At 33.1% G+C, this 13,840-nt stretch carries 10 protein-coding genes; 2 read left to right on the forward strand and 8 right to left on the reverse strand.

Going from position 1 to position 13,840, the window contains the following annotated elements; all coding sequences use genetic code 11:
• Positions 1 to 10 precede the first annotated feature (10 nt).
• The 7 genes from rsmA to VOI25_RS11115 all read right to left on the reverse strand — a co-directional run bounded on the left by rsmA (position 11) and on the right by VOI25_RS11115 (position 7,380).
• The gene (gene rsmA / locus VOI25_RS11085; RefSeq protein ID WP_323789144.1) at positions 11 to 790 is read right to left on the reverse strand and encodes a 16S rRNA (adenine(1518)-N(6)/adenine(1519)-N(6))-dimethyltransferase RsmA; all 780 of its coding nucleotides are present in this window, start codon (positions 788 to 790) and stop codon (positions 11 to 13) included.
• A 5-nt stretch (positions 791 to 795) separates the two neighbouring features.
• The gene (locus VOI25_RS11090; RefSeq protein WP_323789145.1) at positions 796 to 1,119 is read right to left on the reverse strand and encodes a DUF4286 family protein; all 324 of its coding nucleotides are present in this window, start codon (positions 1,117 to 1,119) and stop codon (positions 796 to 798) included.
• A gap of 9 nt (positions 1,120 to 1,128) precedes the next feature.
• Entirely contained in the window at positions 1,129 to 1,641 is a 513-nt protein-coding gene (locus VOI25_RS11095; RefSeq protein WP_323789146.1) for a GNAT family N-acetyltransferase, read from the reverse strand.
• Between the two features lie 22 nt (positions 1,642 to 1,663).
• Complete coding sequence (locus tag VOI25_RS11100) at positions 1,664 to 3,442, reverse strand: tetratricopeptide repeat protein (RefSeq protein ID WP_323789147.1); 1,779 nt, start codon at positions 3,440 to 3,442, stop codon at positions 1,664 to 1,666.
• 389 nt (positions 3,443 to 3,831) lie between these two features.
• The gene (serS, locus tag VOI25_RS11105) at positions 3,832 to 5,100 is read right to left on the reverse strand and encodes a serine--tRNA ligase (RefSeq protein WP_323789148.1); all 1,269 of its coding nucleotides are present in this window, start codon (positions 5,098 to 5,100) and stop codon (positions 3,832 to 3,834) included.
• Positions 5,101 to 5,135: 35 nt separating this feature from the next.
• Complete coding sequence (locus VOI25_RS11110; RefSeq protein ID WP_323789149.1) at positions 5,136 to 6,458, reverse strand: HTTM domain-containing protein; 1,323 nt, start codon at positions 6,456 to 6,458, stop codon at positions 5,136 to 5,138.
• Positions 6,451 to 7,380 (reverse strand): bifunctional riboflavin kinase/FAD synthetase, encoded by a 930-nt coding sequence (locus tag VOI25_RS11115; RefSeq protein ID WP_323789150.1) that lies wholly within the window; start codon positions 7,378 to 7,380, stop codon positions 6,451 to 6,453. Before VOI25_RS11115 ends, VOI25_RS11110 begins: the two co-directional genes overlap by 8 nt.
• A 280-nt stretch (positions 7,381 to 7,660) precedes the next feature.
• On the opposite strand from VOI25_RS11115, the gene VOI25_RS11120 reads away from it, so the two are divergent.
• Both VOI25_RS11120 and VOI25_RS11125 read left to right on the forward strand, forming a co-directional pair.
• Entirely contained in the window at positions 7,661 to 9,715 is a 2,055-nt protein-coding gene (locus VOI25_RS11120; protein ID WP_323789151.1) for a T9SS type A sorting domain-containing protein, read from the forward strand.
• Positions 9,716 to 9,817: 102 nt separating this feature from the next.
• Complete coding sequence (locus VOI25_RS11125; protein ID WP_323789152.1) at positions 9,818 to 13,165, forward strand: reprolysin-like metallopeptidase; 3,348 nt, start codon at positions 9,818 to 9,820, stop codon at positions 13,163 to 13,165.
• Positions 13,166 to 13,211: 46 nt separating this feature from the next.
• Here VOI25_RS11125 and pth read toward each other — a convergent pair whose 3' ends face one another.
• Positions 13,212 to 13,778 carry an aminoacyl-tRNA hydrolase gene (gene pth, locus VOI25_RS11130; RefSeq protein WP_323789153.1) on the reverse strand — a complete coding sequence of 189 codons (567 nt, stop codon included), beginning with the start codon at positions 13,776 to 13,778 and terminating at the stop codon, positions 13,212 to 13,214.
• Between the last annotated feature and the right edge of the window lie 62 nt (positions 13,779 to 13,840).

Below are 13,840 nucleotides of genomic sequence, written 5' to 3' on the forward strand. Positions count from 1 at the left end.
GATGAATTTGTTATGCTTTGTCGTCGTTTTCAATATGTTGAGTAAGTTCAATAAATGAATCTACACTAAGTTGCTCAGGACGTTTGTCAAATATAACATTTGCTTTTAAATTATCTGAAAGATTGAATGTTTTTAAACTATTACGCAAGGTTTTTCTGCGTTGTTGAAACGCGGTCTTTACAACTCTAAAAAATAGTTTTTCATCTACGGGAAGTGTGAAATTTTCTTTTCGTTTTAATCGCAAGACTCCAGAATCAATTTTTGGTGGTGGATTAAAAACGGTTGGTGGCACGGTAAATAAATAGTCTGCGTCGTAAAAAGCTTGGGTTAAAACCGAAAGAATACCATAAACTTTAGACCCTTCTTTTGAGCAAATTCGAGCCGCTACTTCTTTTTGAAACATTCCTGAAAATTCAGGAATTTGCTCACGCATTTCTAAGGTCTTAAATACAATTTGTGTAGAAATGTTATATGGGAAATTACCAATAATAGCAAAAGGTTCATCCTTAAAGATTTCGGTTAAATCATACTTTAAAAAATCTTTTTCATAAACGCGATCTGCTAAATTGAGATAATTAGCCTTGAGATAATCTACAGATTCTGGGTCAATTTCTATGACATGTGTTTTGATGTCTTTTTTGAGCAAATATTTTGTGAGCACACCCATTCCTGGACCAATTTCCAAAACATGCTTATAGCCAGTTAGACTTAAGCTATTAGCAATTTTTTCAGCAATGGACTCGTCAGTTAAAAAATGCTGACCTAAATGTTTCTTGGCTCTTACAGACATAGTTTTTACTTAAATTTCACTGAATATTCATCTACAATTTGTAGTTCTGTTCTAAAGGCAATTGATTTGTCTGCAAAGCGCTTTAAGCTGTCCTGACGTAATTTATCTGCGTCTTCTTTGTAATAGGCATCTAAAGCTTCTCTAGAATAGGATCTATATTGAATAGAATAGGTTTGTCCTCCCATCTCTTCATCAACTAAAACTTTGGTTAGAGTTGCCTTTTCAAATTTTCCGGTAGATAGCACTTGAGGAATATGTTCTTTGATCCAAAGTAGCCATTCGTCATGAATACTGTCGTCAATATTGACAGTCACGTTATATATGTACATGTGATTTAATTATAAATTCTTTGCAAATAACAGAAGTTCTTCGTCGTCTTCAAAGGGTTTTACTGTTTTTTGGTAAGATAAGCCTAATTTTCCCAAAAGATTAATGGATGGCTGGTTTATTGGAAGTGTAATTGCGCACAATGTTTGTATTTTGAACCTGTTTTTTGCGAGTTTCATGACTTCTGAAGCAGCTTCAAAACCATAACCTTTACCGTGATATTCGGGAAGCATTGAAAATCCAATATCAATATGCTCTAAAGTGTCTCGTTTTAATAAGCCAAAAGTACCAATGGTTTTTAAACCATCGTCTTTTAATTGGGCTTTGTAATAGCCAAAACCATGTGTTTCATAACACTTAAGTTGGTTGTTTTCTATATGATTTGCTGCCTGTTCAACGGTTTTGATATTACGATCTCCAATATACTTAATCCAATCAGGCGTATTCACAAGTTTTAAAATGAAAGGTGCATCATCTAAGGTGATTTTTGAAAGTATAAGTCTGTCGGTTTCGGCTATTATCATGAGAAATTTAGATAACTACAGCTTAGTTAATCGCATCACCTCGTAACATTCTAAAGCGTTTTCGTGCTTCAATAAAATAGATGCTGTCTTGGTGATTAAAAATGATTTTTTCGTAAAGTGGTTTTGCTTTTTCAGGTTCACCAAGTTCTGTTTGGTATAATTGCGCTAAATAAAAATGAGCGTCATCTGCTAAAATTTCATCTCTGTAGTTGGCAATAATATATTCGTAATTTGCCACAGCTTTATCGAATTGTTTTGAGTCTTCAAACAATTTAGCCTGCATAAACAACGCTTGATCTTCAATGGTTTCACCTTTATGCTCTTTAAGAATTTTATCTAAAAGTGATATTGCTTCTTCGTTTTTATTCTGAAACGCATATAAATCAGCTTTTGAGTATAAACGTAATGCGGTGTGCAAAGAGTCTTCTTGAATATTATCTGAAATTAATAATTTTAAATCTAAAGCATCATTTGCAATAAGTTGAGATGTTGATGATTTTAAAATTTTAAGCTGTGATTCTGCCCATTCAAAATCTCCTTTATAATAACTTGTTTTTGCCACTTTATATCTAGCTTCCTGAGAGATGGTACTGTTTTTAAGATTCGCCTGAATTTGAGAATAGTAAATTAAGGCTTCATTAAACTTTTCTTGAAAAACTAAGATGTCTCCCAATTTTAATTTAACTGTTGCCTCTTGAAATTGAGACAATTCTAATTTAAGACTCTTTTTCAAAAATGAACTAGCTGCTTCCGGATCATGTATATTGAAAGCAAGAAATTCGCCATATGCTATTTGAAGCGCAATGGTCTGTTCGTAAGTTCCATATTGAACGAAAAGCGCCAAATATTTGTCTTGAATGTCTTTGAAATCCTTTTTATTGGCATTAGTAACCTCAAGATCTAAAAGGTATTGATGCGCTGTAAGTCTGGTTTCAATATCTTGAGAATTATCTAAAATATAATTGAAAATGGAATTCGCTGTGTCATAATCTTTTTCGTTAATAGCTGTAAGTGCTAAATCTGTAATGCGCGATAAACTTTCTGGATTTCTCCTGTATAGTGCTTTCTCTTGAATGAAGGCTTTGTTATAGGCTTTTTCTTGAATATAGAGCCAACTTAACATATCATACCAAATTTCGTCAGGTTGTGCTTGAATTTTTTTGAGGAGTAATTTTCTGAGTGAACTATTATTTTCGTTGTCGCTACTCTCGGATATAAAATCACTAAACGCTCGTTTTCCATTATTAAGAAAGGTAGGTTTAGATTCAATATAATCAATGTAATTTGAGAACATTTGTTCAATGTTTCCAAGTTCGCCATAAATACGAGCAAGTTGTACGTTAAAATTTTGCTTTGGATTGAGAACCATTCCTTTTTTGTAAACAATAATGGCTTTTTCTAAAAGGCTATGATCTTGAAAACGCTTAGCAACGCTATATGAAAACGCTGGATTTTGGTCAATGCCAATAATGGCATCTGTGTAATAGGTCTGTGAAATTTCAGTATTGCCTTTTAATTGATAATTGTAACCTAATTCGACTAATAATGTTGGATTATTACTTTTAGAAATGTGTTCAATTAAAAGAATTTGAGCATTATCATATTGCTCTAATTGCTGATAGGTTTCAACGAGTTTGTAGATGTATGTATAATTGCCTTTATTTTTTTCGTATAATTTTTGATACGTTATAAGGGCTTTTTCAAACTCACCACGTTTAAAATAATTATCTGCTAATTGTTCGTCTTGTGAAAAACCAATTACACAATTAAAAAGAAAGATTATAAGAAGAAACTGCTTCATGCCACTAATTTATGTAAATATAACTTAAGCCAAGCTTACATATTGTGAATGTTTTTATAAAAAAATGCCTAAACGCAAGTTTAGGCATTACCAACCAAAATAAATGTGCTATTAATCACTAATTAAAAATGATTCAATTATTCTGCTGTGGCTATTTTCTGGGATTATCTAAAGAGGTAAGATTATAATAATACTTTGCTGGCCATAACGATTAATGTTACTAGAAGTACGATGCGTTTAATATTTTTCATAATAAGTAGGTTTGTTCGTAATTGGGAATACTAACTTCTTTATTATTCTTGAAAAATCAAAAGAATTTGCTAAAAATTCGTTGAACAACGTCTTTTTTTAGCATTTAAACGACTTAATATATGAATATTCTTACAAATTTATATTTTATCGAATCCTGTATATGGAATCAAAACGTCTGGAATTTGGATACCATCTTCGGTTTGATAATTCTCTAAAATACCTGCTAAAACTCTTGGTAAAGCAAGAGAGCTTCCATTTAAAGTATGCGCTAATTCGTTTTTACCATTACTGTTTTTGTAACGTAAGCGTAAACGATTTGCTTGATAAGATTCAAAATTTGATACGCTAGAAATTTCTAACCAACGGTCTTGAGCAGTAGAAAACACCTCAAAATCATAAGTCATTGCTGAAGGAAAACCTGTATCACCACCACATAAACGTAAAATTCTATACGGTAATTTTAATTCACGTAAAATACCTTTTACATGTTCAACCATGCCATCAAAGGCTTTGTATGAATGATCAGGATGCTCCACGCGAATGATTTCAACCTTATCAAACTGATGCAGTCTATTCAATCCTCTTACATGTGCTCCATAACTACCAGCTTCTCTTCTGAAGCAAGGCGTATAACCTGTAATACCGATTGGCAAATCACTTTCAGCTAATAAAACATCTCTAAATACATTTGTTCCAGGAACTTCTGCAGTAGGGATTAAATATAAATCGTCACGAGAATCGTGATACATTTGTCCTTCTTTATCTGGTAATTGACCTGTACCATAACAAGATGCTTCGTTTACTAAATGAGGCAATTGGTATTCTGTATAACCAGCTTCAATATTTTTATCTAAAAAGTAAGAGATTAAAGCACGTTGTAGTCTAGCACCTTTGCCTTTATATACCGGAAAACCTGCTCCAGTAATTTTATTGCCGAGTTCAAAGTCAATGATGTCATATTTTTTTGCTAATTCCCAATGCGGAAGAGCACCTTCTATAAGCTTTGGGATTTCACCTTCTGAATAAATTTCTTCATTATCTTCTTCAGAATTTCCACTAGGAACACTTTCGTGAGGTACATTAGGAATTTTATAAAGCAAATTCGTTAGGGCTTCAGCTTTTTCGTTAAGTTGATCGCCTAAAGTTTTAGAATCTTCTTTTAATTGTATTGTTTTTGCTTTCAGAAGGTTCGCTTCAGCAGCTTTTCCAGATTTGAACAAATTGCCTATTTCCTTTGAAATACTATTAGATTCAGCCAAAGTGTTATCTAATTGAGTTTGTAAAGCTCTTCTGTCTTCATCTAAGTCAATCACGTCTTCAATCATTTGAGTAGCATCTATATTTCGTTTTGCTAATCTTTTAATGACGTCTACTTTGTGTTCTCTAATAAAAGCAACTTGTAACATGTGTAAAAAATTTAAGCTGCAAATTTAATGAATTGTCAGTTATTCTCATCTTGTTTTGAAGGTAAAATCCATTCATGATGTTTAAAAGGATGCCATTTTACGCGAGCCAAGTCAACTTTAGGATCAATAAGTTGTCGACTAGGTTTTCCGTTAACGCTAACAAAGGCTTTAACATATACTTCTATATCCATTCCATTTTTGGCATATTCTTCTTTAAGATGTTGGGCAAATTGCCACATAATATCCGGTTTAGTGCTTACGGTTTTTTGTTGTTTTTTGGACAAATACTCGTCGAGATTAATCCGTATCCAATTATCTGTAGCTTTGTCTAACACAGTAAAAGTAGTTGTGCCTCTTTTTGTACGAAGCATCATTCGCCATGACATTCTATGGCCTTCTTCTGTCCAAAGCACATCATCTTCAATAAAATGATGTCTTATTGGAAGCGCAATTTGTATTATAAAATAGACTATAAATACCGTTTTGATTGCTGGAGCATATTTGGGAATATTAATGTCATTGCCCTCATAAAGTGGTTTTTTCTTCAAGAATACCTTCTGAATGTATTGAGGGTCAAAAAAGAAAACAGCAAATGCTAATGACAAATACGGAAATATTCCGACTTGAAAAATAAAAGAGTTAAAGAGATGAAAAAAGATGGATGCAATAAATGCTAGTTTTCGAGTTGGTTTCCATAATAATAATGGGATAATAAGTCCGTCAAATAAAATGCCACCATAAGCAATAAAATAATGCATTGCTTTATATTGAAGTAGTTCACCAACTAAAAAATAGCCTTGTTTACTTTGCATTAAGAGCTTAGGAACCGTAAGATCAATCCAATCTGGATATAGTTTTGCAATCGAAGCGAACGTATATAAGATGAATAGTTGCAAGAAAAAATACATCCTGCACCAATTGGGCATTGAGTAGCTTTTTATTTCCGGGTTTAGTCTTGCATCGACCGAAGCAAATTTATGAGCAGGCATTACAGTCATTGCTGCACTTAATATCATTAAAAAATAATAATGATTGTTGTACGATGATTTTTGCATAAAATAAACACCAGCCCAAAGCAAAGTAAAACTAAGGATGCTTAGTCTGTATTTAAATCCAATCATGACGAAAACCCCAAAGATTCCCATTACAGCATAATATACATACATCCATAATCCTGGTAATGGTTGAAGCCAATCAAAGCCGATAAAATTGAATGTAAATTGAGGTTCAACAAGTGTTCGAGTAATCCATCCAGTGAGAATAGCGCCAAAACTTTCTAAGGCAATTAAAGCGCCAAATAGAATTCGAAATACCACCAAAGCACTATTGTCAATATGCTTAAATAAAAACTTATTCATATACACTAATGTATTTTAGCGCATGCTCTTGATCTAATTTTAGTTGTTCTTGAAGTAAAGCAACAGATTGAAATTTTTGTTCGTCTCTTATACGAGATAAAATATGCACCTTAAGGGTATCATCGTAAAGATCTTTATCTAAATTAAAAAAATGAACTTCAATAGATTGTGAGGTGCCATTAACGGTTGGGTTTGTGCCAATATTCATCATGCCATACACGGTTAGACCATCAATTACTGAATGAACCACATACACACCATTTTTTGGAATGAGTTTGTAATCTTCTTTAATTTGAAGGTTTGCAGTTGGAAATTGAATCTGTTTACCTAATCCTTTTCCTCTTACAACTATTCCTGTTAGAAAATAGGGATATCCCAAATAGGTATTTGCAGTTTGTAATTCACCATTTGATATGGCATTTCTGATTTTGGTTGAACTTACAGCAACATCTTTAATATCTTGAGCTGAAATTTCTTCAACATCGAACCCAAATTCTTTTCCGTAGATTTTTAAATCTTCAATATTGGCACTTCTATTCTTGCCGAAATGATGATCATATCCAATAATAATATGTTTAGCATTAAGTTCTTCTACTAAAACACGTTTTACATAATCTCTTGCTGAAAGATTTGCAAATTTTACAGTAAAGGTCTTTATAACAAGTGCCTGTAAATTAAGTTTAGACAGTAAGTCTTTTCGTTCGTCAATCGTATTTAAAAGTTCAATATTTGATTCTTTCTGAAGCACCATTCTTGGGTGTGGAAAAAACGTAAGTACTACAGATTCAAGGCTTTTATTCTTACCAACTTTAACTAATCGTTCTATGATTTTTTGATGTCCAATATGAACACCGTCAAACGTTCCAATTGTTATAACAGATGGCTTTTTAGAATAAGAGTTTTGATTATCGTAAAGTTTCAAAATTGAAAATTATTTTGGTAAAAATAACCATAAACCTAAAACCAATAAAATATAAGTTTCTACTTTAATTGATTTTAAAATTTAACTCAAGAGTCAACAATCTGAAAAGAAAGGTGTTGCACACTTTTTATTAAAATCTAATAAAAAGTGTAAATTAACTGTTAAAACCTCAATTTTTGTTAAAAAAACTATTATAAAATCATATGAATTTATTAGATTTGAACTCACTATTTCCAAAAAACCTAGTGAAAAGAAAAATTAATAACTAATTTAAATACACATGAAGAACTTTACTTTTAAATCAATTTTCACTATCCTAGCGCTAATGCTTGCTATGACTGGTTATTCTCAAGATCGTACTTGTGGAATGGTTGAGTACATGGAGGAGATGCTTAAAGATCCTGTTTTTGCTAAGGAATATGAAGAAAATCAAAAAAAATTAAAAGAAGAAATCGCGAGACGATTAAGTACTGGAGAATTCAGTAATCGAGGAGGTGCAACAATTGAAATTCCTGTTGCAGTTCATTATCCAGATGCAAATGAAGCGGATAGAGCTTGTTTAGAAGCTTTAGCTCAAAATCAAATAGACATATTAAATGCAGATTACACGGCTACAAATGGTGATATTTCTATTTGGAATACTCAATCTAGTGTGTTTTTTCCTGGCTTAAATGCTGGTGCTGCTAATATTTCATTTTGTATTGCTACTTCAAATCACCCTGTTGGACTTGATCCAGAATTACTTGAAGGTAATCCTTGCGTAAGTATTGGTTACAATTTTGGTGGTGGAGTTGGTAATGCTGATGGAAACTGGTCTGGTTACATGAATTTTGTAGTTAGAAATATTGGAGGTGGTCTTTTAGGATTTTCACCTTTAAATGGTAGTGTTGCAGCCGGTCAAGCCGTAACAATGAATACATTTGCTTTTGGATCTGGATCTGGTTGTCCTGGTTCTGGGATTGTTCCTGGAGCGCCATATAACCTTGGTAGAACAGTAACTCACGAATTAGGTCACTTTTATGGTTTAAACCATACATTTAATGCTGATGGTGGAGGCGTTTGTGGAGTTGGTGGTGACGGTATTGCGGATACTCCTGAGGTTGCTAACAGTACTTATGGATGTCCTGCTATTCCTGGACCATTTGGTTGTAATGGAAGAGCTTTAACAATGAACTATATGGATTACGTAAATGATGCGTGTATGTATATGTTTACACCTGGTCAAATGAATAATGTTGATGCCTATATGAATGCAGTTTTGGCTGCTCAGTTTAAGCCTAATGTATGTGTTGCACCAACACCTGGATTTACGTTAACTGCTAACGATAGTCCAATGTCTAGTTGTCCTAATACTGATACGTCTGTTGATTTTAATCTTACGTATACTACAATTTTAGACTTTAATGAAACAACAACATTCTCGGCTACTGGCTTGCCTGCAAATGCAACAGTTAACTTTAGTCCTGCAACTTTAAATGATGATGGAAACTTCGTCATGACTGTAGGTAATTTAGGAGCTACTGCTGTAGGTGATTATACGATAACTGTTACTGGTACTTCTAATTCTGTTACAGAAACTGTAGATGTTGAACTAGATAATAATTGTACAGTAATAACATGTAATGATTATGTCGCAACTGATACACCACAAGTAATTTCAGCGGTAGGAGCAGGTCTGACTTATACATCTGTAATAAATGTGACAGAAGATATGCCTATTGATGATATCAATGTTTCTTTTTCAATTGATCATACATGGATTCGTGATATAACAGCAACTATTACAAGTCCAAACGGAACTGAAGTAGAATTAACTTCTGTTAATGGAGTTAACGGTGTGGGCGAATACCAAAACACACTTTTTGACCAAGAGGCTACAATTCCAGTTGATGGAGATACTCCTACAAACAATATCTTTATTGGACCATACATTCCTGAAGGTGATTTATCTTTAATATATGGAGAGATGTCTGCAGGTAATTGGACATTGACTATTACTGATAACTTTGATCAAGATGGTGGAAATTTAACAAGTTTTGAAATTGAACTTTGTTTAGAAGATCAATTGAGTATTTCAGAATTTGAATCAAATGGTTTTGCAATATTCCCTAACCCTAATAATGGTGAATTTACGATTAAGTTAAATTCTAATTCAGGAAATGATATTATAGTAGAAGTATTTGATATTAGAGGTAGAAAAATCTTTAATAATGCTTATACAAATAATGGAGACTTTAACGAAACAGTTAGTTTAAACAGCGTTCATTCAGGAATGTATTTAGTTACTGTTAATGATGGAGTTAATGAAATTACTAAAAGAATTATTGTAGACTAATACAGTAAAATTTATATTAAAAAAAAGAGGCAATTATTGCCTCTTTTTTTTATGTCCATTATTTTAAAATTATGGTATCTTTAAAAAATTTAAAAAAAAGATATGAAAATAACTCTCCACTTGATCAGATTTACAATTTTCTTTTTTGTTGCATTTTCGATGTGCGCTCAACAAAACGTTTGGGAAAGTTCCAAATTTAGAAATGGAACAGATAATGTTACCTTAGAGCAACTAGATTCTAAAAATTATACGGTTTTTCAATTAAATATTGAAAACCTAAAAGAACAACTTCTCAATGTGCCTCATAGAAAAGAATCTAATGGACAATCAAATACGATTATTCAGTTTCCTAATTTTAGAGGTGAGTTAGAAGATTATCGTATAGTTGAAACTGCTATATTTTCTTCAGAATATGGAGCGAATGCTTTTCCAAACATCAAAACGTATTTAGGGTCTAGAATTGATAATTCTGGAACTCGCATCAGATTTAGTGTGACGCCTTTAGGTTTAAAAGCAATGATTTCAGAACCTGGTAAAGAGATGTTCTATATTCAACCTGTGACCAAAGTTTCTAATGGTCAATATTTGATATATAATAGAGATGCTCAAATTGATTCATCGGATACATTTGAATGCTTAACTGAAGATTTAGAAGTGCTTTCAAGATCTTCAACACCATCTATGCAACGAGATGCCAATGATCAATTGTTGAGAACGTTCAGGATAGCAATTTCTACAACTTCACAATATACTGGGTTTTGGGATGATGCTAATGCTGGAAATGGTGGACCACAAGAAGATGCTTTAGCTCAAATGGTTTCAACTTTAAATAGAGTAAATGAGGTATTTGAAGTTGATATGGCAATTACTTTTTTATTAGTCAATACAGTTGATGATCCTGCAATAGATATTGTGTACTCTGGAACAGACCCTTACGGAGGAAATTTGAATGGAGATTTACAAACTAATTTAACAGCAACGGTAGGTGAAGCCGACTATGATATTGGTCATTTATTACATTTTGCTGGGAATAATGGAAACGCTGGTTGTATTGGATGTGTTTGTCAGAATGGAAAAGGTAGTGCTTTTTCAGCCCATTCGTTTGTAGATAATGATGGTGGACCATATATGGCTGATTTCTTTGATATCGATTATGTACCACATGAAATGGGTCACCAAATGGGAGCAAATCACACCTATTCATTTGGTTCAGAAGGTACAGGTGTAAACGCAGAGCCAGGAAGTGGAACTACGATTATGGGTTATGCAGGAATAACAGGTGGAAATGATGTACAGGACCATTCTGATCCTTATTTTCATTACTATAGTATTTCACAAATTTTAAACAATGTAGGTTCAGCACCAAATAATTGTGCGGTAACTACAGCAATAACTAATAATCCTCCAGTTGCAGATGCAGGATTAGATTATACAATTCCAAACGGAACAGCTTTTATTCTTAAGGGTAACGCAACAGATGCTGATGGTTCAGATACTTTAACGTATTGCTGGGAGCAAATTGATGATGGTGTTACAACGAATGGTAATTTTGGTCCAACCAAAACCACTGGAGCTGTTTGGAGATCAAGACCTCCTAGTACGTCACCAGATAGATATATGCCAATTTTTGAGCGTGTTTTAAATGGTCAGCTTACAGAGACAAATCCTGTTGAAACTGTTGATAATAGTTCATGGGAAACTGTATCTACTGTAGGTCGAGATTTAAATTTTGCTTTAATCGTTAGAGATCGATCTGAAGCTGGAGGAGTTGGTCAAACACCACAATCAGATTTTGATACGATGACAGTTACTGTTGATAATAATAGCGGTCCTTTTGTAGTGACTTCGCAAACTTCAAATGAAAACTGGGATGCAGGATCTTCACAAACAATTACTTGGGATGTTGCAGGCACTGATGGTGGTAATGTGAATACACCAACTGTAAATATTTTACTATCTGTAGATGGCGGTCAAACCTTTCCGTTTACCATGGCTGCTAATGTACCTAATGACGGTTCTCATGATGTAACTGTGCCAATTACAGGAGGTGATACATCAATGGCAAGAATTATAGTTGAAGGAAATAACAATATATTTTATGCTGTAAATTCTTCTAATTTCAGTATCCAAGAATCTGAATTTATTGTTACAGTTGATGTAGCAGAATTAGATGTTTGTCAGCCAACTAGTCCAGTATATAATTTTACGTATAATACGTTTTTAGGATTTAGTGATACCACAACATTTTCTGTTACAGGTTTGCCAGCAGGAGCTTCGGCAGTTATAAATCCATTATCTGCTATTACAGATGGAACTACAGGTACAATAACCATAAATGGAACAGGAAGTATAGCTGTTGGAAGCTATCCATTTACATTTGTTGGGACTTCAGGAGGTATTTCGCAAAGTGTAGATTTAATAATGAATGTTTATAATGATTTAGTTGATGCAGCCATTCTAACCTCACCGAGTGATGGAGCTATAGATCAAAGTTCGGAACCTGAATTGATGTGGACTGGAACTGATAATTCTCAAAACTTTTTTGTTGAAGTAGCTTCAGACATGAATTTCACAACTATTGTAGACAGTGGAACAGCTCAGACGACATCTTATATAGCAAGTAATTTAAATACGAATACCTTATACTATTGGAGAGTTACGGCTTCTAATTTATGTAATACAGCTCCAGTATCTTCAGTTTTTAGTTTTACAACTGCTAACATTTCTTGTGGATTTTTTGATGCTTTAGATTTACCTATCGAAATTCTTGAAACTGGAAATGCGACAGACACGTACACCTCTGTTATTAATGTTCCTAACAATGCTCCAATTACTGATGTTAATGTCACTATTAATATTCCTCATGATTGGAACAACGATTTGGATATATTTTTAATCAGTCCTCAAGGAACATCTGTAGAACTTTCAACAGATAATGGTGAAGATTTTGATGATGATTATATTGATACAACATTTGATCAAGAAGCAACAACATTAATAACAGATGGTGTTTCTCCTTTTACAGGAACTTTTATTCCTGAAGGAGATTTATCAACACTGTATGGTGAAATGTCTGGTGGTGATTGGACACTTTCTGTTGACGATGATTTTGGATTTGCAGATGGAGGACAAATTTTGACTTTTACTTTAGAGCTTTGTATTGAAGGAGCACTTTCAGTAAATGATGAAACTATTAGTGTTTCAGATTTTGTAATTTATCCTAATCCAAGTAAAGGAACGTTTAATGTTGTCATCAATAACTCTAATTCTGAAGATGTAAAAATTTCGGTATTCGATATTAGAGGAAGACGAATTTTTGAAAACCTTTATGAAGGCTCACCATCATTTAATCAAACAGTTAATCTAGATAATGCTCAATCTGGAGTGTATTTAGTGACTGTAGATAACGGAACAAGTAAAGTAACCAAGCGAATAATAATTGATTATTAATTGGTCTACCATATATAATAAAGGAGAGGCTAATTAGCCTCTCTTTTTATTTTCCATTGAACGTATTCATTGTAATACTAATTCCAGCAGTACCAAAAGATTTTATAATCTCTATTGATTTTTCAAATCGCTCTTTGAGTTTTTCAGATTCTTCCATGGTCCATTCTCCTAAGACATAATCAACTTGTCTTCCCTTGCTAAACTCATCACTAATACCAAATCTAAATCGGTTGTATTTATTGGTTTGTAATTTGTCTTGAATATCTTTTAAACCATTATGTCCACCATCACTACCCTTTGTTTTCAACCGAAGGCTACCAAAAGGAAGGTTGAGGTCATCTGTAATAACCAATAGGTTCTCTAAAGGAATTTTCTCTTTTGTTAACCAGTACAGAACAGCTTTCCCGCTTAAATTCATAAACGTACTAGGTTTTAATAGAATAAAAGTTCTTCCTTTAAATTTATAGGTGGTTAGATCACCCAATTTTTGAGTCTCAAAATGAAGTTCTTCTTTGTCAGCAAAGGCATCCAAAATCTTAAAACCAATATTATGTCTGGTATTTGCGTATTGCTCTCCAATATTGCCAAGTCCAACAATTAGAAATTTTTTCATAGAATTAGTGTCTTCGATATCTAACGATGTCGAATTCCATTTAAATAGATTTTTTATAAACT

Source organism: Psychroserpens sp. (assembly GCF_034670085.1).
Taxonomy (GTDB): domain Bacteria; phylum Bacteroidota; class Bacteroidia; order Flavobacteriales; family Flavobacteriaceae; genus Psychroserpens.